This window comes from Flaviramulus aquimarinus (genome assembly GCF_039543205.1).
GTDB classification, from domain to species: Bacteria; Bacteroidota; Bacteroidia; order Flavobacteriales; family Flavobacteriaceae; genus Flaviramulus_B; species Flaviramulus_B aquimarinus.
Window position 1 is genome coordinate 54,034 of the sequence record NZ_BAABJH010000006.1, and the last position, 22,226, is coordinate 76,259.

The window sequence follows — 22,226 nt, forward strand, 5'->3', positions numbered from 1 at the left end:
ATATCAATATTAATAATTATTTTTTTTCCTTAAATCAATTTTATAAAACAGTCCTAATTGTAACCTATGGAGGTCTAATCCTTTTATAGCTCTGTTGAGATAACCAACTTGAACATTTACAGATTTAGAAACATTAATTCCCAATGCGGTATAAAAACGATTTTCAGAAAAAGCATCTACTTTTTTGGTTTGTATTGTCGTAAGGTATTCATTATGAATACGAAAGAATAAGGTTTTATTAAGCGTTATTTTCGTTCCAAGCCTATAACGGAGTCTGTTGTGTACAATATTTGAGCCGGGTTTATTAAGGAAGCGTTGCTCAACTCTAAACCTATGATCTATCGGAAGTTTAAAGAATTTATGTTTGAAACCCATCTGTTCAGATAAACGGTTTTCATAAGTATGTGGACCATTTGTTTCAAAACCACTGTCAATGTCGGCATATCCGTAAGCCAATGACGTCGTGATTTTTGGTGAAACAGAATAATTTAACCAAAGGTTGTATAAAATGAAATTGAAGTTATTCGTTAATTCGTAGTCCCAAGCTTGAATTAAGCTACTAAAACTAACTTTATCAGAAATTTTATGGTTTCCTGAAAAAGTAAACCATGAACCTACTTCCTTTTCGATAGGCGATTGAGCAAAAGTACTGTTAAGACTAAATAGAAATAGTAAAAGGATAATATGAAGTTTCATATAGAATAAAGTTGATGTAAATTACAAATAAAAGGAGCCCCGATAGAGCTCCTTTTATGATTAAATAAGAACCTATTAAAAGTGTTCGTGTAAATGATGGTGTTCATCAATTAGCGGACCACCTTCAATAATTCGTTCAGATGCTTGTTGAGCAAATTTCTCAAAGTTTAAGTGGAATGAATGCGCTAAGTGAATAGCTTTTCCAACATAAGCCCCTTTTTGTAACCAAGTGTTCATTGGGTCTAAAAGTTCTGATGGGACACCAGGACAGTATTTCGGCATGTATAAACCAAAAATAAAGTTTTGTTCATAATCTACATCATCCAAGTCGCCATTAAGGATTGCGGTAATCATTGCTCTTGTATATTTTAGTTTAATACGAGAACCAACACCGTAAGGCCCAGCAGTCCATCCTGTATTAATTAGCCATACATTTACACCAGCTTCAGTCATTTTTTTACTTAGCATTTCACCATAAACCGTTGGGTGTAATGGCATAAATGGCTCGCCAAAACAAGCTGAGAATGATGGTACAGGTTCTGTAATTCCTGCTTCTGTCCCTGCTACTTTTGCTGTATAACCAGAAATAAAGTGATAGGCAGCCTGACCGGGTGTTAATTTCGATACTGGAGGTAATACACCAAATGCATCACAGGTTAAGAAGAAAATATTCTTAGGGTTGTTAGCATATAGCGTTTCTTGAATATTATCAATATGATGTATTGGGTAGCTTACACGGGTGTTTTGAGTAATACTACTATCCATATAATCAGGTTCTCCATTATCTTTAAAGACAACATTTTCAAGAATAGCACCTGGTTTAATCGCTCTAAAAATATCGGGTTCTTTTTCTTCAGTTAAATCAATGACTTTAGCATAACATCCTCCTTCAAAGTTAAAAATGGTATTGTCTGCTGTCCACCCATGCTCATCATCACCAATTAATTTACGGTTTGGATCTGCTGATAAGGTTGTTTTTCCTGTTCCAGATAAGCCAAAGAAAATAGCAGTATCGCCATATTTACCAACATTAGCAGAGCAGTGCATTGGCAATACATTTTTTTCAATTGGTAAAATCATATTTAATGCAGAGAAAATACCTTTTTTCATTTCTCCGGTATAGGCAGAGCCACCAACTAAAGCTATTTTTTTAGTGAAGTTTAGGATTGAGAAATTACCTTGTCTAATACCAAAGGCTTTAGGGTCTGGACATTCATATCCAGGAGCGCAAAGTATTAACCAATCTTCTTTAAAGTTTTCTAATTCCTTGGTGCTAGGTCTTAAAAACATGTTATAAACAAACATATTAGACCAAGGTAATTCTGTTATAGTTCTAATATTTGTCCTAAATTCAGGATCTGCACATACATAACCATCTCTAGCATATATTTCTTTTCCAGAAAGATATTTTACGACTTCATTCTCTAGTTTATCAAAGTTTTCTGGAGATATTGCTTTATTTGTTTTTCCCCACCAAACCTTGTCTGCTGTATAATCATCTTTTACAAGAAAACGATCTTGAGGAGAACGTCCTGTAAATTTACCTGTGTTAATAGCAAGGGTCCCATTTGCTGTTTCTTTCCCCATACCTTTATCAACTGTGATTTTTTGCAATTCTTCAGGTGATAAATTCCAGTTAACCGTCACATTCTTTAATCCGTATTGTTCTAAACTTGGATTTTTTGTTGTTGTTGCTTTCATTTTATTGAATTTTAAGGTTCCTACTAATAATTATTATTTTAAAATGGCCATATTATTGGCACGAGTATTAATGTTATGATGAAAAACATGAGTAGGAGTGGTGCACCCACTTTTAGGTAATTCATAAATTTGTATCCCCCAGCTGTCATAACCATGGCATTTGTTGTTGTGCCAATTGGGGTTAAAAATGCTGTTGAAGCACTTATGGCTACAACAATCATAAATGGTGCTGGAGATAAGTTTAATGAGTTGGCAGCTAGTATAGCTATAGGTGCCATTAAAACCGCTGTAGCTGAGTTATTGATGACTTGACTAAATGTTGTTGTTAGTAAAAACACACCACCTAGTAATAAAATAGGATGTATAGCGCCTAAATAATCTACTAATCCGTTAGCGATTAATTGAGCTGTTCCAGTTTTCTGTAATGCTATACCCATTGGTATCATAGCAGCAATCATAACAACACTTGTCCAACTTATACCTTTATATGCTTTTGTAATAGGGACGCAACCTGTTAGTAAAACCACACCTGCAGAAATTAATGCAGCCATTGCTCCTGGAACAATTTTGAAAACCATAAATACAATCATTAGTATTAATGCTCCTAATGCGATAAAAGACTTTGGACTAAGGCTTTCAACATTTTTAGCCATCCCTTCTGGGCTACCTATAATGACTAGGTTTTCGTGTTGTTTTTTTAAATCGTCTATATGTTCCCAAGTACCTCGTATTAAGAATGCATCGCCTGCTTTTACGGTAATTTCTTTTTCTAATAAAGGTTTTTTGTTTCTAGAAGCTGCTAAAAGCTGAATGCCATAACGTTTAAAGTAATTGTTCAATTTGTATTTTCGTCCTACTAAAATCGAGTTAGGATTTACAATAACTTCAGTCATACCAACCTCTTGATTAATAAGGTTGTGTTTCAATTCATCGGTAATAGGTTTCAAGGGCAAAAGTCCTAATCTGAACGTAATCATTATTTTGTTAATGGCTTCCGTATCTCCTTTTACAGTAATAATATCATGATAAAGAAATTCTGTACTAGGATCTGGAAATTCAATAAATTGAGGTATTTTTTTTAATAGATTTGGATGTCTTCTTTTTATTCGAATGATAGATACGTTATAATTTTTTTCAAATTGCCAAGCTTCTATTTTTGTGTTTAGTAAAGGTGATATTGATCTGACACGTAAACGATAGTAACCATTATCAACCTTGTAAGCTTCAATCCAATTGTGTAATGTAGATTCAATATTTACGGGCTTATTATTGGTTTTGTTTTTAGGCAACAGTTTATAGCCTATATATCTAAAGTATAATAAGGCAATAAGGAGTAATGGTAAGCCTATTAATGCAAATTCAAAGAATGAGAAGCCTTCAAAACCAGCTTCAACTAAAGCATTACTTGCTATAATGTTTGGCGGTGTACCAGTTAAAGTTAATAATCCACCAGTGTTAGACCCAAATGCAACGGGCATCAACATTTTTGATGGTAATGTGCCAATACTCCAAGCTGAAGAAATGGTTAAAGGCATTAAGGTTGCTACAGTACCAGTATTGCTAACAAATCCAGATAAAATTCCGCCGCCAAGGGTTATGATGACTAATAATTTAGGAACACTTTTCCCTGCCCATTCAACAAATTTCTTACCAGCTAAGGCGGTCCATCCTGTTTGTGCAATGCCTTCGCCTATTATAAAGAGTGCAGCAATCATAATAACCGTTGGGTTACTAAAGCCGCTTAATGTTTCTTTTGAATCTAAAATACCAGTTAAAAACAAACTTAGCATAGAAATTAAGGCTACAATATCTGGTGTAAACTTTCCCCAAACAAAGAGACCAATGGTTATAATTAAAATCGTGAGCATTAAATAGATCATATATTGTAATTCTTTATTAGCTTTAGCACTTTATTATGCTGCTTAATAAATATAGTGTAAAATTACGATAGATGTCCCCTCAGAATTATGACGAATATCATGCTTTTGGGCTACATGCTGATTTTTTAATTATTGTTATATTTATAGTAGATAAAGTGAAGAAACCATTAACGAATACGTTTTCGTTGTAGTGAATTTTACGATTCTATAGATTTTTTATTGAAAAAAATGATTTGATTAAGTAAAAAACTTGAAAAAAAATTAAAAAAACACATATGAAATTAGATATTCTTGCTATTGGCGCACATCCAGATGATGTAGAATTAGGTTGTGGTGGTACTATAGCAAAAGAAGTTGCAAATGGAAAAAAAGTTGGTATAATAGATTTAACCAGAGGTGAACTAGGAACACGCGGCACTGCAAAAACAAGAGATGATGAAGCTACTAATGCCGCTAAAATATTAGGTGTTTCGGTTAGGGAAAATCTTGGGTTTGCTGATGGGTTTTTTGTGAATGATAAAGAACACCAACTAGCTGTTATTAAAATGATACGAAAGTACAAACCAGAAATTGTAATTTGTAATGCCATTGAAGACAGGCATATAGATCATGGAAAAGGGAGTAAATTAGTAAGCGATGCCTGTTTTTTAAGTGGATTGGTTAAAATTGAAACAACCCTAGAAGGCACATTACAAAACCGATGGCGACCAAAACAAGTATACCATTACATACAATGGAAAAGTTTAGATCCAGATTTAGCAGTTGATGTTTCTGGGTTTTTAGATAAAAAAATGGAATCTGTATTGGCTTATAAAACCCAGTTTTATGATGCCAATAGTAAAGAGCCAGAAACGCCTATATCTAGTAAAAATTTTACGGATAGTATTATATATAGATCTAGAGACTTAGGACGATTAGTAGGCGTGGAGCATGCTGAAGGTTTTACAGTTGAACGCTATGTTGCAGTAGATAGTTTATTCGATTTAAAGTAGTTAGCTTTAGGGGCTATTTTATTTTCATTTTCTCTAGAAAATATTAAAAAAAGTCTTTGTAGAAAAGATTGAAAACAATTACATTTGCACACGCATTACAAAATGCAGTTACACGGTGGTTGTAGCTCAGTTGGTTAGAGCATTGGTTTGTGGTACCAAGGGTCGCCGGTTCGAATCCGGTCTTCCACCCAAAAAGTAAAAGCCTTTCATTTTTTATGAAAGGCTTTTTTTGTGGAGTCTTGTCTCGCAGGCTTAAATAAACTTTAATTTTTTCGTGCTGTTAATTCAGCTATCTTACAAATAACCTCAGTGGCTTTAATCATACTTTCTACTGGGACATATTCGTAGCGTCCATGAAAATTATGTCCGCCAGCAAAAATATTAGGACAAGGCAATCCCATATAACTTAATTGAGAGCCGTCTGTTCCACCACGAATGGCTTTAATTAACGGTTCTATATTGAGTTGTTTCATGGCCTCTTCCGCAATATTGACAATATGCATTACGGGTTCCACTTTTTCTTTCATATTGAAATACTGATCTTTAATTTCGGTAGTAATGACCTCTCTACCGTATTGCGAATTAAGCTCGTTGGTCAATTTTACCATAACCTCTTTTCTCGCTTCAAAATGCCCTTTATCATGATCGCGGATAATATATTGTAATATGGTTTCTTCAACATCACCTTTCATATTATGCAAATGGAAAAAACCTTGGTAACCCTCAGTATGTTCTGGGGTTTCCATTCGAGGAATAGAGTTTATAAATTCGGTTGCAATGTACATGGAGTTTATCATTTTTCCTTTGGCATATCCAGGATGAACAATTTTTCCTTTTACTTTAATAACAGCACTGGCTGCATTAAAGTTTTCGTATTCTAGTTCACCTATTTGGCTACCGTCCATAGTATATGCCCAATCTGCTCCAAACTTTTCAACATCGAATTTGTGAGCGCCTCTACCAATTTCTTCGTCGGGTGTAAAACCAACTCGAATTTTTCCATGTTTAATTTCAGGGTGATTGATGAGGTACTCCATAGCTGAAACGATTTCGCAAATTCCAGCTTTATCATCAGCTCCTAATAGCGTGGTGCCATCTGTAGTAATTAATGTCTGACCTTTGTATAGTAATAAGTCATCAAAATACTCTGGTGATAGTATGATGTTTTCTGTTTCATTTAGAATAATATCTTCTCCATCATAATTTTTAATAATTTGAGGGTTTACGTTAGCTCCTGTAAAGTCGGGGGAAGTATCAAAATGCGATATAAATCCAATAGTTGGTACATCATGGTCAACATTACTTGGTAAAGTTGCCATGATGTATGCGTTTTCATCAATATCAACATCTTTCATACCAATACTTTTGAGTTCCTCTGCTAGTTTATTTGCTAAGTCCCATTGCTTTTTTGTGCTAGGTGTGGTATCTGATGTTGGGTCAGATTCTGTATCAATAGTTACATAACTTACAAAGCGTTTTATGAGAAATTCTTTTGAAATCATTTTAGATGAGGTTTAGCATTATTTTGCTTTAATTATATTTTGCTTAATTAAAACAATTAAAGACAGTTTTGTGGCTCTAAATTTACGATTATTAATTTTTTTGTCTTTGGAATTGGTTGATTTTTTATTTAGACTTATTTTTGCATAAATAATACTGATGTACAAACGCTTACTTCGTCCTCTATTTTTTTCATTCGACCCTGAAAAGATTCATCATTTTACATTTTCATTAATAAAAATCACCTCTAAATTCCCTGGATTGCCATCTATATTTAGAAGTTTGTATGTTATTGATGATTCACGGTTAGAACGTAAATTATTGGGATTAACATTTAAAAATCCCGTAGGTTTAGCCGCAGGTTTTGATAAAAATGCAGTGTTGTATAATGAATTGGCAAATTTTGGATTTGGTTTTATTGAAATTGGGACCGTAACCCCTAAAGCACAAAAAGGAAACCCTAAGAAAAGACTTTTTAGGCTAAAAGACGACCAAGGCATTATTAATAGAATGGGCTTTAATAATGAAGGTTTAGATGCTGCAATAACACAACTTAAAAAGAATAAAGGCAAACTGATTATTGGTGGAAATATAGGAAAAAACACCAGTACGAAACCAGAAGGTTATACTAAAGATTATTTAGAGTGTTTTAATGCCTTGCACCCTTATGTTGATTATTTTGTGCTTAATGTAAGCTGTCCTAATGTTGGCAGTCATGCTAAACTAAATGATAAGGATTATTTAGAAGAACTTATAGGAGCCGTACAAAAAGCAAATCATACTTTTGAAAAACAAAAACCTATCCTGTTAAAAATTGCACCAGATTTAAATAACAATCAGTTAGATGAAATTATTGAACTGGTTGCCACTACAAAACTTGATGGTGTTATTGCTAGTAATACCTCTACGGACAGAACTGGTTTAAAAGCCTCTGATGCTTTACTTGAAAGTATTGGTAATGGTGGTTTGAGTGGACAACCTATAAAAGATAAGAGCACTCAAGTTATTAAATACCTTTCTGATAAAAGTAAAAAAGCGTTTCCTATAATAGGCGTAGGGGGCGTTCATTCTGCTAAAGATGCTCTAGAAAAAATAGATGCTGGTGCTGATTTAGTTCAGATTTATACAGGGTTTATTTATGAAGGGCCAAGTCTTATTAAGCGTATTAATAAAGCTTTGCTTAAAAAATAATCGTGATTATTTTATAATTCTTTTTAAGACTCTGGAATCCCCATTGGTTAAAATAAGTAAATATGTTCCTGAAGATAGAGTACTTACATCAATAGGTTGATTTGTAACTGTTCCTGACAAAAATGTTTGACCAACTAAATTGGAAACTTCAAAAGTTGAAATTCTTTTTGGGTCGTTACTTTTAATAAAAATAATTCCATCTCGAACAGGGTTAGGGTATACTTTATAAAATTCATCCGTTATGGCAACATCAATGGTTTTAATAAAAATATTATCGATAGCAATATCACCGTCCCAACTAGAACCTCTTACTGCTCTAAATCTAACTTTAATAGTTTGGTTTGTATATGCAGATAAATTAATGGATTTAGTTAAAAAAGCATCCTCTTGATTATTCTGCTGACTTCCATAAAGTGCTGGAATTATATCATTAATATAACCATCTTCAGTTTTAAGATCTATGTGTAATTCTCCTATATGTTTACCAAACATATGGTATGAAAACTCTAATTCACTATTCTCATTATTAACAGTAAAACAAGGTGAAATAAATTCTGCTATATCACCAGGGTTTACACCAGTGGCTTCTGCATAAATATAGGTGTTTAATCCGCCCTCAGCCTTTTTGTAATTTGTAGGTCCTGTAGTTTTAGATTGTGTATCACCAACATTGGTATACCAAAGGTAACCACTTCCAGAAACATCGTTATTTGTCCAGCCATGGTTTCCTAACATATCAAAATCTTCAAAATTTTCATCAAAAAGAGTCGTTTGAGTTCCTACTTTAATAAAATTGGTAAACGTTTTTTTAATGGTTTTCGATTTATTTGAAACTTTAAGAATGACACTATAAATACCTGATTCATAAGTGTGTGATGGATTTTTTGAAGTATAGTCAACAACACCATCAGCATCAATATCCCATTCCCATTGTGTAATATTTTCACTTAAACTTTCAAAATTTACAGTTAGTGATTCTTCACAGGTTTCACTTTCATTTACTGAAATATTAGCATTAAAGGTAGAGCAGGCCAAATAATTTTTTGTTGTCATATAAAACGCATACATACGTGCTAATTGCTGTGGCGAAAATTGTGTTCTACAGTTTTTATCAGCATACGACATAATGTTGTTGGTATCTGGTTTGAAAGTCTCTCCGTTTGCATCGGTTTCAGAACCTATGTAATTACAAAACTCATCAACATTCGAATTCGTTAATTTTGGATCTGCAGGTGTATCGCAAATGCCATCGCCATCAGTATCACAATTACTTCCATTAACTAACTCGGTCGTTAATGTATCATTATTAGGACCATGTGTATGTAATAAAGAGAAAAAATGGCCTAATTCATGTGCTAATGAAGAATTATTAAGTGCACAACTATTGTTTATTACAACAAGGTCGTTTCGTCCCATATTATCACTATAACCACAAATACTTTGTTCAGAATCATTTTCAATATAATCCGTAAAGTAAATGTTTATTAAACCAGAAACATAATGTGTTTCTGTTAATGTGTTTTCATTTTCTTTTTTAAAATGATATAAACTATCATCGTCTATGTAATTAATACCATCGCATAAGAAAAACTCTAAATAAGCATCAGCGTATTGATTGTTTAGGTTTGTAATAGCATTATTTAAGCTAGATTGACTAAGTCCACCAGAGCCATCCGATCTTCTAATAACGTGTGCTTTAACAGGTATGGAGTTTATACTTGTAGTTGGCACAGGACCTTTGTTATATTTAGAACTTAAAAAATCTTGTTCGTGTTTTTTTAACTCAGCAGAAATACTTTTGTAATAGGCAATGGTTTCAGTAGAACTGATAGTACCACAACTCGGTTCAATCTTGTTCTGAGAAAATGTGAAAGCACTTAACAATAAAAATATTGAAAAGACGGTTAGGTTAAGTCTTGAGGTTAAAATATTCATTTGGGGTAAAACATTTTGCATGTCAAATGTATACCTAATTGAATATTAGCTATAATAAAGCCGTTATAATGTTAATTTTTTCGATTATTTAACAATTTGATGGTTATTTTTAAATAATTATAAACAAAAGTTTTGTTAACCTTTTTATCAATAGTTATTTCAGCTTACTTAATTACTAGTTTTTGGGTTTTGCTAGCGCCATCAAAAGCTTTAAGATTTACTAAATACACGCCTTTGTTTAAGCTGGTTAAATCCATATCTATTTTAGTCAATCCTTGTTTAACGGGGATTTCTTTTACCAATCGTCCTAAAATATTAAAAATTTCAATAGTGTTTAATTCATTGTTTTTAATATTTGAAATAGTAGCCAAACCATTTGTAGGATTTGGATAAATTTTGGTATTGCTGAATTTAGTAAGGTTATTAACCCCTAAAACAGATTGAAGCGTAATTTTAAACGTACCAATTCTAGTATTATTAAATGGAGCAATACCTTTTAGGCTATTAATGGGGATATGAGGTGTTATATCTGCATCTGTATCACTGTAATTCGTACCACTATCTGTACCTGCGTCATAAATATATAAATCAATTTCAATTAAGCTTTTCCAATCTGTATTACTAGCATTTCTCAAGTTAATACCGTTTATGCCAATAATCCAATCTGGACTTGGTGCAATCATAGAAACTAATGTTAACAACGGAAAATCTTCGTTGACTTCTAATCCATCAATATTTATTTTTCCAGTGGCACTTCCTAAACCACCACCATTTATAAACTGTTCTGCATTGCCATTGGTTATACTTGGATTGACTTCATTATTCCTAAACTCAGTTATATTACCTGTTTCAGCAATATTTTCAATACCTTGAGTTGCAATACCGCCCATTTCAAAATAGGTAATACTACTTTTATGATTTGCTCCAACTAAAGGAGACCAATGGGGGTTACTAGGTAACGTACCATGGTCTGTGGCATTCCAAAAGCTTTCAAATTCAATATTATAATTTGCAGTACTTTGGCCAAAAGCAAAAGCACATACTAATAAAGAAAAAAGACATGTAAAGTTTTTCATTGTAGTAATAAGGTTAAGGTTTTTTACTGTGTCGTTATTTATTTAAAACACTTACAATAAAATTAATAAATGATGTGCTTAATAACTTAAATAGCAATTAATGTCTTATTGGATTTTAGGCACTAAATTTTCAAAAAAATAATAGTATTTTTATCGTTCTATATTTTTAGATAAAATGCCTAATCCAATAAAAATAATTGAATGCCCACGTGATGCTATGCAAGGAATAAAGCAATTTATTCCAACAGAGCAAAAAGTACAATATATACAGTCTTTATTACGGGTTGGTTTTGATACTATTGATTTTGGCAGTTTTGTATCGCCTAAAGCCATTCCACAAATGGTAGATACTGCAGAAGTTTTATCGCAATTGGATTTAAGTAAAACAACAAGTAAACTTTTAGCTATTGTAGCTAATTTACGTGGTGCGGAAGCAGCATGTAAACATTCAGAAATTGATTATTTAGGTTATCCGTTCTCCATATCAGAGAATTTTCAAATGCGTAATACGCATAAAACTATTGCACAATCTGTAATTACTCTTTCTGAAATATTGAATATTGCTAACAAATCCAATAAGGATGTTGTAGTTTATATTTCTATGGGGTTTGGAAATCCATATGGTGACCCTTGGAATGTTGATATTGTAGGGGAGTGGACAGAAAAACTTGCCAATATGGGCGTTAAGATTTTATCACTCAGTGATACTGTAGGAACTTCAAACCCAGAAAGTATTGATTATTTGTTTTCAAATTTAATTCCCAAATATCCCAATATAGAATTCGGTGCACATCTGCATACTACACCAACCTCTTGGTTTGATAAAGTTGAAGCTGCATATAAAGCAGGGTGTAATCGTTTTGATGGTGCCATTCAAGGCTTTGGTGGCTGTCCTATGGCAAAAGACGAGCTTACAGGAAATATGCCTACTGAAAAACTACTTTCCTATTTTACTGCAAAAGGAAATAATAATTTAAATGCTCTAAGTTTTGAGAGTGCTTATAATGAAGCATCCAAAATTTTTAATCATTATCATTGATCATTTACTTTATCCAAATGTTAAATTTTTATTTTTTAAATAATTAAATACCTGAAAATAAACGGTTTAATTTCTTGTTGAAATCTTTATTTAAATTTATTCTAAATAAAATTTGAATAAGTAAAAATGGATTTTATATTTGCAACTTCATTTGAGATACTATTTATAATAAGTCTAAATAAAAACAGCAAATCAATTTTAAAATGAGAAAATTAACTTTACTTTTTTCAATCTTAGTCGCATCGATGTTAGATGCACAAACGGTACAGGACTCAATCACTTTTGATCCTCAAAAACAATTAAATGCTGCTCAACGTATTCTTTCTGGTAATTATGGAAAATCTGTTACAGTTGGTGCTTATGGTGAATTAACGTATAATCAACCAGAAGCTTTAAATGGTGAGTTAGACGTGCAACGTTTAGTATTACTTTTTGGTTATAAATTTAACGATAAAACCCAGTTTGTAACGGAAGTTGAATTTGAGCATGTAGAAGAAGTATTTATAGAACAAGCCTTTATAAATTATAGTATTGCACCTAATGTTAGCTTACGTGGTGGTTTAATGCTGGTGCCTTTTGGAATTATAAATGAGTTCCACGAACCAACAACATTTAACGGTGTAGAAAGGCCAGCTATAGACAATGTTATTATTCCAACAACTTGGAGAGAAATTGGTTTTGGTGTAACAGGTCGGTTTAATGAAATCTCTTTAGGATACCAAGCTTACGTATTCAATGGTTTTAAATCTACTTCTTTTGATGGCGAAGGTGGTGTAAATGGTTATTTAAAAGGTTCAAATGGTTTACGTGGAGGTCGTCAAAAAGCCATTCAATCTACTGTTGATAGTCCAACATTGTCTATGAAATTTGATTATTATGGAATTCCAGGATTGCGTTTAGGGCTTTCAGGATATTTTGGTGATACACAGGCTGAAGATGATGTGGAAACCATAGATGGTGCTAATATTGGTATTTCAATGATAGGGTTAGATGCCCGTTATGCATTTCAACGTTTTACAGCACGTGGTCAGTATGTACATGGTTCATTATCAGGTACTGAAGCTTATAACAATTTAACAGGAAAAGATTTAGGTAGCGGCTTGCAAGGTTGGTATTTAGAGGCGGCTTATAATTTGTTACCTCAAGAAAAATCTCAACGTTTGTTTGCTTTTGCTAGATATGAACAGTACGATACGCACGCAGATACTGATGGCGATTTACAACAAAACGATGCATACAACCGAAATGATTTAACAACTGGGATTAGTTATCATATTGCGCCTGGAGTAGTATTAAAAGGTGATTACCAATTTAGAGATAATGCCGTTTCTGGAGGCGATGTAGCAAACAGACTTAATTTTGGTATAGGCGTTTGGTTCTAATATAATTATAAAGTTACTAATAAAACCTCCAATCTCATAAAGGCATTTTACTTGTAAGAACAATAAAAAACAATACTTTTGCATTATGTATTTTAAACACCTTTCAATATTTCTTATAACTTTAATCTTGATGTCTTTCGGCTTGCCAAAAAACATTCAGAAAAAAGTAGATAAAGAAATTAAAAAAAGTTTTAATATAGAAACGTTTAATTTTACGGAGGTTACTATCCCTACTGAAACGGCTAAAGATTTACCTTCAAAATTCGAAACTAATAATCTTTTTAAAATAGAAGCAAACAATACACTTTTAGGGTATGCCTACCTTTCCAATGCACCTAGTAAAACGGCTTTATTTGATTATTTAGTATTATTAGATAAGGAATTGATAGTTTTAAAATCAAAAGTTTTAATTTACAGAGAGGAATATGGTGGAGAAATTGGTAGTACTCGTTGGCTAAAGCAATTTATTGGAAAAAAAGGTGGTGATGCGCTTAAATATGGTGACAACATTATAGCTATTTCTGGAGCAACCATTTCTGTACGCTCTATGACAAATGCCATGAATAATTTGTTAGAATCTTTAAAAATCCTTCAAACTAAAAATGTTCTTTAGAATGCAGTTAAACGGATTAATAATTACGCTTCCCAAAGAAATTAAACTATTAATCGGTGCATTTATTATTGTATTAAGTATTGGTTTTTATACAGGTTTGCTATTTGTTGGCGAAACGTCTTCAGCAAACCCGAACGGCATAGAAGAACAGTATTTAGGAAATGAAGACGATGAGGATGCTACAGTTATGCGCTTTAAAAAAAGCCCACAAGAAATGCTTACTTTAGTGCATAACCATATACTTTCAATGTCTATTATTTTCTTTTTAGTAGGATTGTTGGTTTCTATAACCAAGCTCTCTAAAAAACTTAAAACATTTTTAATAGTTGAACCATTCGTTTCAGTAATTCTAACCTTTGGTGGACTATATTTGCTTTGGACAGGAATGCTTTGGATGAAATATATTGTTATGTTTTCAGGCATATTAATGACACTTACTTTTACGGTTTCAACAATAATTATCTTAAAGCAGTTATTTCAAAAAAAGTAATTGGCATTCCGGTAAACCCTTATAAATTCTAAGAGGGAATTCTAAAATAAGGAATTTCAATAAACTAAATTTAATGCTGAGTTATCTAATCTAGAAGCTAAATATAACTACACGATAGCCATATTAAAACCCTATTTTAAAAACAGATATAAGTTAACATATAAACTTAGATTTTAGTTGTATATTTGCACGCAATTATAACTGTAATTGCAACATGACTGCACACGAAAACAAAATAGTCGGAGAAGGTTTAACCTATGATGACGTTCTATTAGTCCCGGCATTTTCTGAAGTACTTCCTCGCGAAGTAAATATTCAAACAAAGTTTACAAGAAATATTACTATTAATGTACCGATTATTTCGGCAGCTATGGATACGGTTACCGAAAGTAAAATGGCAATAGCTATGGCACAAGAAGGTGGTATTGGCGTCTTGCATAAAAACATGTCCATTGAAGCGCAAGCTGCAAAGGTTAGAAAAGTAAAGCGCGCAGAAAGTGGGATGATTATTGATCCCGTTACTTTACCGCTTACAGCTAAAGTAAAGCATGCAAAAAAATACATGGCTGAATATGGTATTGGTGGAATTCCTATTGTTGATGAAGCTGGAACGTTAAAAGGTATTGTAACTAATAGAGATTTGCGTTTTGAGCACAATAATAAAAGACCAATTACAGAGGTTATGACGAGTGAGAACTTAGTAACGGCTGCAGTTGGAACGTCTTTGCATGATGCGGAGGAAATTCTTCAACAACATAAAATTGAAAAATTATTAATTGTTGATGATAACTTTAAATTATCGGGTTTAATAACGTTTAGAGATATTACTAAGCTTAGTCAAAAACCAAATGCGAATAAAGATAAGTACGGACGCTTAAGAGTTGCCGCTGCCATTGGAGTAACAAGCGATGCTGTTGAAAGGGCAGAAGCTTTAGTTAATGCTGGTGTTGATGCTGTAATTATTGATACCGCACATGGTCATACCAAAGGTGTTGTTGGGGTTTTAAAAGAAATTAAATTAAAATTTTCAGAATTAGATGTTATTGTTGGTAATATAGCAACAGGAGCAGCCGCTAAATATTTAGTAGAAGCTGGAGCCGATGCGGTTAAAGTAGGTATTGGACCGGGTTCTATTTGTACCACTCGTGTTGTTGCAGGTGTTGGGTTTCCACAATTCTCAGCTGTATTGGAAGTCGCTGCAGCGCTTAAAGGTACAGATGTTCCTGTAATTGCAGATGGCGGCATACGTTATACTGGCGATATCCCTAAAGCTATTGCAGCAGGAGCAGATACCGTAATGTTAGGTTCACTTTTAGCTGGAACTAAAGAGTCTCCAGGAGAAACTATTATTTACGAAGGTAGAAAGTTTAAGTCTTATAGAGGTATGGGTTCTGTCGAAGCCATGAAAGAAGGTAGTAAAGACCGTTATTTCCAGGATGTGGAAGACGATATTAAAAAATTAGTGCCAGAAGGTATTGTAGGACGTGTACCTTATAAAGGTGATTTATATGAAAGTATTCACCAATTTATAGGTGGTTTACGCGCTGGTATGGGGTATTGTGGTGCAAAAGATATCCAAACTTTAAAAGAAACGGGACAGTTTGTTAAAATTACATCAAGTGGTATTAACGAAAGTCATCCGCATGATGTAACTATTACTAAGGAATCGCCCAATTATTCTAGATAAAGCTTAACTAGGTATTAAGCTCATGCTTAATTGTTTCAATGTTTTATGGATTTAGTATAAAACATGAGACTTTTTTAAAATGTCATTTGGTTAAAACTTAAGGAGTTTTCTTAAGATTTCATTTTGAAAATCGGTAAGATTTAAATCGGATATAAATGAATAATCCACAGGAAATACTGGCGGCATTTCATTATTATTTGAGAATGTTAAATTGGCTATGCTATTTTTTTCAGGGTTATTAAAAATGTTTGTAGTGTTTCCTAAACTATTGTTTTGAACTGTTGTATTTACACCATCATTTCTAATCCCATAAATAATACTGGATAAAATACTGTTATTTTTAATAACCATATTAAACGATCCGTTATGTAAACTAATACCCAATCTATTTCCTATGACGTAGTTGCCTTCTATTAAATTAGATTTGGAGTAATTGGCAATACCTCCTGAGTTGGTACCATTGTTATCAATACCGTTATTAATAACAATATTGTTTTTAACGATCATATTATTGCCAGCTTGTAAAAAAATACCTTTTGCAGTATTGTTTACTATAATATTATTTGAACAGGTGGCATCTGTTGAAGGAAAACCAGCATGTCCCATAGTAATTCCATTTCCATTAACATCCCCTAAACTATTGACGCTAATATTGTTTGTCACAATTATTCTTTCCGCTCCACTAGCTATATTTGAAGCATTAGATGTTCCACAATTATCAACATAATTTCCATCTATAATAGAATCATGACTATTTACAAGTGCTATACCAGAATCATGGCATCCTTTCATCTCAGAATCTAAAATTTGGTTATGGTGTCCATACCTTATATATATACCTGCTTTCCAGGTATCATAAGATTTAAAATTTTGTACGGTAGAATAGGTACAATGATTTAATGTAATATTCCCAGTATCATGACTGGATCTAATATGGACTTTATAGCAAGTCAGATCTTTTATTAAGGCATTATCTACATTTTCAAATAATATAGCATCATAGGCCACGTCGGTAAGGCTTTCGCCATTAATATAACCGCCTTCAATACTAATGTTAGAGTTTGATGCTTCTCTATTCTTTATTACAGCACCTCCTGTTACTGGTGAAACTGGAAATATAGTGGCGTCGTACATTCGTAATGTTTGATTGTCGCTCATTAAAATAACACTACTTACAGTAATGTTATTGGTGATTTTTACAGGAATAGTAACTGCTGACAATAAGGCAAAATTCACAGCAATATCATCGGTGCCAAACCATTCAGATTTTACTTCTGAAACACTACCATTAACAAAGTTAACAGTACTATCAAAAATCTTATAAAGTCCAGCATTTACAGGACCTTGAAGTGTTAATGTGGAACCACTTTTAATATTGAATCCTCCACCATTATTGACTCTTAATAAGATGCCGCTTGGAATCGTAATATTTAAATCTATAGTTACCCAACCTGTCACGGTTATAATACCATCGCCACTTAAGTCGTCTATAGCGCTTTGCACCGTAGTTGATGAACCGCTATCTATAAATATTTCTGTTCGATCGTCTGTATTGTTTGAATCTTCAGTATTATTTTCATCATCTTCTACGCTTCCAACACCTTCAGTATCATTTTCTCCATAGGGTTCAATAAATGTATCTTCATTATTGCATGATATCATAGATATCATTAAAAAAAATGTTAGTAGCATAGGTTTTATAACTGTTTTCATAAAGGTATGATTTGAGGTACGATAAAAAAAACAATCCTTTTTTTATCATAGCATTAAATGGCACAAAAAGATTATACTTTTTGGGCTTTTAGTGAACATAAAAAAAATGAAAACAGATAATTGGCAGCAAATAATGCTGACCTAAATAAATAAGTAGTTTTTACCATAATATGTTAAATAAAGATAGCTTGGGGCTATGTAATTGATTACAAATATATAATTTTACTCTGTGAAAATCAAATAAATCCGATTAAATGCATGTTTTTTTAAAATGTTAGCTAAATAGGGTTTTCTGATTTTATTAGCGATAAGTGATTTATGTAAGCTTAATTTGTTAAATTATTGGTAGAGAATACTATAAGTAAGCGCGTATAAATTATATCGTGATGAATGTTCTTTTTTGTGTGGTGAAAGATGTTCGTAAAAAATACTATTTTCAAGATTAAATTGGAGTCTAGAAAACAATAAATATAATTTCTAAAAAATTATTTATGCTAAAGTTATTGAAATAGGAAATTTATATAGAAACTGATAATAAGAAAAGAAGAGTGTTTATAGGGTTGTCTGTCTTGTTGTTTAATGATGTTTGATATAAAAAAAGAGACTGCTTTATGAGTCAAAGCAGTCTCTTTTTTCTAATTTCACTACATGGTGTTATTCCACGCTTACATTAAATGTAGGAGCTACATCGGTAGATCCACCAGCATTTGTAATATCCCCTTCACTAACACCACTAGCCGTTTTATTTGGTTCATGGCGTAATATTACTGTTATAGTGCCTGTTGTTGCAGATGCATTAGTTGTTAACGTAAAGTTTAAACCAACAGGGTTACCATTACCATCAGAATCATTGTAAGCAAATGTTGCAACGTTATTTTCTGTAGCGAAGAAAAATTGGTGTTCTTCATCTAATTCTTCAATTTCTTCAGTAATGTTCTCTGCAGGAGATTCTGTTTCGTTTAAAACTTCGATTCTTCCTGTATAAGTAGTTCCTTTGGTTAATGGTCCAGAAATACTAAATATTGGTGCATTAGGACCTTCATCTCCATCTAAATCTGTAGATTGTAGTATAACCACATCGTTTCCATTGGTTAAAGTTACCTTTACAGTAGTAATCACTTCTTCTTCAACAACAGGTACTGGATTGTCATCATCACTTGAACAACTGCTAAAAATTAATGCGGTAAATACTAGAGGTAAAACGAATATTTTTTTTAATACTTTCATGTTTTTTGTTTATTAATTATTAATAATTTAATTTTAATTGTAACATAATATTCCTTCCTAAATCATCGGCAAAATATCTTAATCTGTTAAGATATTCTCTGTAAGAGGTATTTAAAATGTTATTAATGCTTAATGCAATGTTTAAGTTTGTTTTTTGCGACATACTTAAGGTTATGTCACTTTTTAAATGAAATATGTTGTAGGCAGATGGCGGTGTACTAATATCTACCAATACCATATTATTTGTTGTAGGTATAAAGGCTTCAAAATTAGTATTTGGGAATTCGTTTTGCCTTAAAACCCATACGCTTTGTAATTCGGTATTAAAATCCAACCATTTTTTATTGGTATAGTTAAGTGTATTAACGGTTTTAAATGCAGGTATATCTATTAAAGGTCTATCTCTAGAAATATCATTCCCTTTTATTATAGATGATTTATTGCTAATACCCCAATGCTCATTTAATTGATAACTAACATCTAAATCCACACCAAATAATGACGCATTGGTTTGTTTATATTCCCAAACAGGAAAGGCACCTCTTATGGTTTGCTGGGTCCCAGTTGGCTCTATAACTATATAATTGTTTATGTAGTTATAAAATGCATCAAGATGTATACGTAGTAGTTTTTTTTGATACTTGTAAGTAGCCGAAATTCTATTGGAAGTTTCTTGTGTAATACGTAAATCGCCTAATTCAATTCGTGCTGCTGAATGATGTAAACCGTCACTAAATAATTCTGAAGGATTTGGTGCTCTATTTGATAAACTATAGTTTGCTATAAGTGTATTGCTATCGTTTAAGTTATACGCTATTCCTGCTGAAGCGGAAAAGTTATGATACTCAAACTTAGGATTGGTAAGCCACTGTGTGGGTAAATCATCAATAATGATATTACTGAAATCAGCATCATAACCACGTTCATCCCATCTGCTTTTTAGATAAAACTTTTTGGTATCATATTGATTAAAATCATAACGAATACCAAAATCTAAATGTGTTTTATCATTCAAAATAAAATCTGAAACTGCATATACACCTATATCGTATTTATCATAATCAGGAATCAATCGTCTAATGCCCGTATCTGGATTTGCAAAATTATTTTGATAATTTGCTGAGATACCAAACTCATAAGTGTTCCCAATGTTTGTATCTAATTTTAAACTGGTCTTGATACTATGTGTTTTTAAAGTTAAATCTATAGCAGGTTTAAACCTATCATCTCCAATACGGAGGTCGTATTCCAAACGGTTATTATTTTGAAAATCGTATTGCACTTCTAATTTCCCAAATTTTTTAAATCGTTTATAAAAACCTGCTTTAATTAAATGATGGGTAACATCTTGTTTTGGCAAACCAATGTCATAACTAAAGTCTTTAATTACAAGAGGCTGTGGACTATTAATGGCATTTACCAAATCTTCAATATTTCCAATATGGGACGATTCTAAAATAGCAATATCGTTATTTAAATAACTGTAATAGATGTTAAACCCTTTTTCAAAAGTTTTAAAACCGGTGTTCATTGAAAACCCTAAGGATTTTAAACCTGAATTGGTTAAGTTGTAATCTGGAGCTTTAAAATCGCCATAACGTTTTGTACTGGCTTGTCCATTGATATACCAACCTTTAGTATAAGTTTTAGATAATGATGAATTTATACTATAACCTCTTCCGTTGGTTTGTCCACTAACAATAGTTTTTCCATATAACGAATCCTTTAAAACGATGTGATTTGGGTTTAAAACCACCACACCACCAATAGCATCGCCACCAAATGCCAAAGCCCCAGAACCTTTTATGACAGATACACTTCCTGAAGCATTAATATCAATGTTTGGAGCATGTTCTACACCCCATTCTTGATCTTGTAAACGCACACCATTAGTTACAATAAGAACCCGACTACTATGCAAACCGTTTATTACAGGTTTTACAATGGTATTACCTGTGTTTAATGATGATACACCACTAATTTGTTTTATGGCATCACCTAAACTAGAAGCACTATAGTTTTCTAAATCTTCAGTTTTTAATAATGTTTCCTGACTTGTTTTAGTTTGCTTTTTATCTAAATGGCCCTGTACTGTAATTTCATTGAGTTCTTCAATATGATGTTCTAAATTTATTTTAGAAAAAGTGTTTCCTTGAATGGTAATATCCAATCGTTTGGTTTCACATCCAACATGAGATACGGTTACCATTATTTTTTCATCACAAAGATTTTTAATGGTAAAATTACCATTTAGATCTGTTGTCGTATAAATGTCCAGTGTCTCAATGTAAATTGTTGCTCCAACAATAGCAGAACCATCATGAAAATCTTCAACCTTTCCTGAAAATTCAGAGATGCATTTTTGACTATAAGCTATACTAAATACAAGGCAGCTTACTATCAATGCGTAATATTTCATTGTTAATATTTTTAGTTTAAAAAAGGGCGTGGATTTAAACTAAACAAGGAGGGCCTCTTAACGAAAAAGATAATTGCCGATGATTATTAAGGAAATTATAGGTTAATTTATTTATTTTATAATATGAGTTGTAAACAGTAAATTCAACATACTCATTAGCTGTGTAAAATTGGGAATTAAGTTTGAATTTATAGAACTCACAATCTACATCTAACTTATGAAAGTGGGTTTTTGGGTTACCATTACAAACTTCATGCTCATGATGTGAAAAGATATGAGCGAATTTCACAGCAGATGGTACCAGTAATGTAACCGTTAATACAAGGGTAAAAATTTTAAAAGCAATATGTTCTTTTAATAATTTCATTAATCTAAAAAACGTTTAAAGCCTATTCTGCGAAGCATTTTCTTTTCAAAGTTCCAAAAAAATTGATATTGACCAAATACCCAACCAAAAAAGACTAACATAAACTGATACATAATGAATAGCAAAACAATACGTAAAACCCAATACCCAAACGTTGAAAACGTTTCTTGTGTAATATTTAAGTAGTTTAATATAGGTTTGCCAATATATGAGGCTGTAGAACCTGTTACTGCAAAAACAATTAAAATGACAATGATTTGCCAATTGTTTTCTATGCCCCAACGTTTCTTTAATTTTTCCACAATCGCAATTTGAATG

The 22,226-nt window shown here is 32.4% G+C and carries 18 protein-coding genes and 1 tRNA gene; 8 read left to right on the forward strand and 11 right to left on the reverse strand.

The features are described from left to right. Positions 1 to 9: 9 nt before the first annotated feature. The 3 genes from ABD941_RS11790 to ABD941_RS11800 form a co-directional block, all read right to left on the reverse strand. The gene (locus tag ABD941_RS11790; RefSeq protein WP_345274341.1) at positions 10 to 696 is read right to left on the reverse strand and encodes a DUF2490 domain-containing protein; all 687 of its coding nucleotides are present in this window, start codon (positions 694 to 696) and stop codon (positions 10 to 12) included. A gap of 75 nt (positions 697 to 771) precedes the next feature. Further along, positions 772 to 2,397 (reverse strand): phosphoenolpyruvate carboxykinase (ATP), encoded by a 1,626-nt coding sequence (gene pckA / locus ABD941_RS11795; protein WP_345274342.1) that lies wholly within the window; start codon positions 2,395 to 2,397, stop codon positions 772 to 774. 38 nt (positions 2,398 to 2,435) lie between these two features. Further along, positions 2,436 to 4,265, reverse strand: a complete 1,830-nt coding sequence (locus tag ABD941_RS11800; RefSeq protein WP_345274343.1) for an SLC13 family permease — start codon at positions 4,263 to 4,265, stop codon at positions 2,436 to 2,438. A 287-nt stretch (positions 4,266 to 4,552) separates the two neighbouring features. On the opposite strand from ABD941_RS11800, the gene bshB1 reads away from it, so the two are divergent. Both bshB1 and ABD941_RS11810 read left to right on the forward strand, forming a co-directional pair. After that, complete coding sequence (gene bshB1, locus ABD941_RS11805; RefSeq protein ID WP_345274344.1) at positions 4,553 to 5,269, forward strand: bacillithiol biosynthesis deacetylase BshB1; 717 nt, start codon at positions 4,553 to 4,555, stop codon at positions 5,267 to 5,269. A 114-nt stretch (positions 5,270 to 5,383) separates the two neighbouring features. Further along, a tRNA-His gene (locus tag ABD941_RS11810) sits at positions 5,384 to 5,459 on the forward strand. 73 nt (positions 5,460 to 5,532) lie between these two features. On the opposite strand, the gene pepT is transcribed toward ABD941_RS11810, so the two are convergent. Further along, the gene (pepT, locus tag ABD941_RS11815) at positions 5,533 to 6,771 is read right to left on the reverse strand and encodes a peptidase T (protein ID WP_345274345.1); all 1,239 of its coding nucleotides are present in this window, start codon (positions 6,769 to 6,771) and stop codon (positions 5,533 to 5,535) included. Between the two features lie 157 nt (positions 6,772 to 6,928). Between pepT and ABD941_RS11820 the strand changes: the two genes are divergently transcribed. After that, a complete protein-coding gene (locus tag ABD941_RS11820) occupies positions 6,929 to 7,960 on the forward strand; it encodes a quinone-dependent dihydroorotate dehydrogenase (protein ID WP_345274346.1) in 1,032 nt (343 codons plus the stop codon). 6 nt (positions 7,961 to 7,966) lie between these two features. Here ABD941_RS11820 and ABD941_RS11825 read toward each other — a convergent pair whose 3' ends face one another. Then, the gene (locus tag ABD941_RS11825) at positions 7,967 to 9,895 is read right to left on the reverse strand and encodes a T9SS-dependent choice-of-anchor J family protein (protein WP_345274347.1); all 1,929 of its coding nucleotides are present in this window, start codon (positions 9,893 to 9,895) and stop codon (positions 7,967 to 7,969) included. 164 nt (positions 9,896 to 10,059) lie between these two features. Further along, positions 10,060 to 10,971 carry a T9SS type A sorting domain-containing protein gene (locus tag ABD941_RS11830; protein ID WP_345274348.1) on the reverse strand — a complete coding sequence of 304 codons (912 nt, stop codon included), beginning with the start codon at positions 10,969 to 10,971 and terminating at the stop codon, positions 10,060 to 10,062. A 175-nt stretch (positions 10,972 to 11,146) separates the two neighbouring features. Between ABD941_RS11830 and ABD941_RS11835 the strand changes: the two genes are divergently transcribed. From ABD941_RS11835 to guaB, 5 genes are all read left to right on the forward strand, one after another. Then, the gene (locus tag ABD941_RS11835) at positions 11,147 to 12,010 is read left to right on the forward strand and encodes a hydroxymethylglutaryl-CoA lyase (RefSeq protein WP_345274349.1); all 864 of its coding nucleotides are present in this window, start codon (positions 11,147 to 11,149) and stop codon (positions 12,008 to 12,010) included. A 203-nt stretch (positions 12,011 to 12,213) separates the two neighbouring features. Beyond that, positions 12,214 to 13,392, forward strand: coding sequence for a hypothetical protein (locus ABD941_RS11840; protein ID WP_345274350.1), 1,179 nt, complete (start codon positions 12,214 to 12,216; stop codon positions 13,390 to 13,392). Between the two features lie 130 nt (positions 13,393 to 13,522). Then, on the forward strand, positions 13,523 to 14,005 hold the full coding sequence (locus ABD941_RS11845; protein WP_345274351.1) for an FMN-binding protein: 483 nt from the start codon (positions 13,523 to 13,525) through the stop codon (positions 14,003 to 14,005). Position 14,006: 1 nt separating this feature from the next. After that, complete coding sequence (locus ABD941_RS11850) at positions 14,007 to 14,495, forward strand: hypothetical protein (protein ID WP_345274352.1); 489 nt, start codon at positions 14,007 to 14,009, stop codon at positions 14,493 to 14,495. A 214-nt stretch (positions 14,496 to 14,709) separates the two neighbouring features. Continuing rightward, complete coding sequence (guaB, locus tag ABD941_RS11855; protein ID WP_345274353.1) at positions 14,710 to 16,182, forward strand: IMP dehydrogenase; 1,473 nt, start codon at positions 14,710 to 14,712, stop codon at positions 16,180 to 16,182. Positions 16,183 to 16,272: 90 nt separating this feature from the next. Here the strand turns inward: guaB and ABD941_RS11860 are convergent, their stop codons facing one another. The 5 genes from ABD941_RS11860 to ABD941_RS11880 form a co-directional block, all read right to left on the reverse strand. Further along, on the reverse strand, positions 16,273 to 17,895 hold the full coding sequence (locus tag ABD941_RS11860) for a right-handed parallel beta-helix repeat-containing protein (RefSeq protein WP_345274354.1): 1,623 nt from the start codon (positions 17,893 to 17,895) through the stop codon (positions 16,273 to 16,275). A gap of 654 nt (positions 17,896 to 18,549) precedes the next feature. Next, complete coding sequence (locus ABD941_RS11865) at positions 18,550 to 19,122, reverse strand: type 1 periplasmic binding fold superfamily protein (RefSeq protein WP_345274355.1); 573 nt, start codon at positions 19,120 to 19,122, stop codon at positions 18,550 to 18,552. A gap of 19 nt (positions 19,123 to 19,141) precedes the next feature. Beyond that, positions 19,142 to 21,541 (reverse strand): TonB-dependent receptor, encoded by a 2,400-nt coding sequence (locus ABD941_RS11870; RefSeq protein WP_345274356.1) that lies wholly within the window; start codon positions 21,539 to 21,541, stop codon positions 19,142 to 19,144. Positions 21,542 to 21,575: 34 nt separating this feature from the next. After that, entirely contained in the window at positions 21,576 to 21,908 is a 333-nt protein-coding gene (locus ABD941_RS11875; protein WP_345274357.1) for a hypothetical protein, read from the reverse strand. After that, positions 21,908 to 22,210 carry a DUF6787 family protein gene (locus ABD941_RS11880; RefSeq protein ID WP_345274358.1) on the reverse strand — a complete coding sequence of 101 codons (303 nt, stop codon included), beginning with the start codon at positions 22,208 to 22,210 and terminating at the stop codon, positions 21,908 to 21,910. Before ABD941_RS11880 ends, ABD941_RS11875 begins: the two co-directional genes overlap by 1 nt. Positions 22,211 to 22,226: the final 16 nt, after the last annotated feature.

Excerpts from the sequence above, each read along its gene's own strand:
- ABD941_RS11875 (WP_345274357.1), bottom strand. The coding sequence starts at position 21,908 with ATGAAATTATTAAAAGAACATATTGCTTTTAAAATTTTTACCCTTGTA.
- guaB (WP_345274353.1), top strand. The coding sequence starts at position 14,710 with ATGACTGCACACGAAAACAAAATAGTCGGAGAAGGTTTAACCTATGAT.
- ABD941_RS11790 (WP_345274341.1), bottom strand. The coding sequence starts at position 696 with ATGAAACTTCATATTATCCTTTTACTATTTCTATTTAGTCTTAACAGT.
- ABD941_RS11870 (WP_345274356.1), bottom strand. The coding sequence starts at position 21,541 with ATGAAATATTACGCATTGATAGTAAGCTGCCTTGTATTTAGTATAGCT.
- ABD941_RS11845 (WP_345274351.1), top strand. The coding sequence starts at position 13,523 with ATGTCTTTCGGCTTGCCAAAAAACATTCAGAAAAAAGTAGATAAAGAA.
- ABD941_RS11820 (WP_345274346.1), top strand. The coding sequence starts at position 6,929 with ATGTACAAACGCTTACTTCGTCCTCTATTTTTTTCATTCGACCCTGAA.
- bshB1 (WP_345274344.1), top strand. The coding sequence starts at position 4,553 with ATGAAATTAGATATTCTTGCTATTGGCGCACATCCAGATGATGTAGAA.
- ABD941_RS11850 (WP_345274352.1), top strand. The coding sequence starts at position 14,007 with ATGCAGTTAAACGGATTAATAATTACGCTTCCCAAAGAAATTAAACTA.
- ABD941_RS11860 (WP_345274354.1), bottom strand. The coding sequence starts at position 17,895 with ATGAAAACAGTTATAAAACCTATGCTACTAACATTTTTTTTAATGATA.
- pepT (WP_345274345.1), bottom strand. The coding sequence starts at position 6,771 with ATGATTTCAAAAGAATTTCTCATAAAACGCTTTGTAAGTTATGTAACT.
- ABD941_RS11840 (WP_345274350.1), top strand. The coding sequence starts at position 12,214 with ATGAGAAAATTAACTTTACTTTTTTCAATCTTAGTCGCATCGATGTTA.
- ABD941_RS11835 (WP_345274349.1), top strand. The coding sequence starts at position 11,147 with ATGCCTAATCCAATAAAAATAATTGAATGCCCACGTGATGCTATGCAA.
- ABD941_RS11825 (WP_345274347.1), bottom strand. The coding sequence starts at position 9,895 with ATGAATATTTTAACCTCAAGACTTAACCTAACCGTCTTTTCAATATTT.
- ABD941_RS11865 (WP_345274355.1), bottom strand. The coding sequence starts at position 19,122 with ATGAAAGTATTAAAAAAAATATTCGTTTTACCTCTAGTATTTACCGCA.
- pckA (WP_345274342.1), bottom strand. The coding sequence starts at position 2,397 with ATGAAAGCAACAACAACAAAAAATCCAAGTTTAGAACAATACGGATTA.
- ABD941_RS11800 (WP_345274343.1), bottom strand. The coding sequence starts at position 4,265 with ATGCTCACGATTTTAATTATAACCATTGGTCTCTTTGTTTGGGGAAAG.
- ABD941_RS11830 (WP_345274348.1), bottom strand. The coding sequence starts at position 10,971 with ATGAAAAACTTTACATGTCTTTTTTCTTTATTAGTATGTGCTTTTGCT.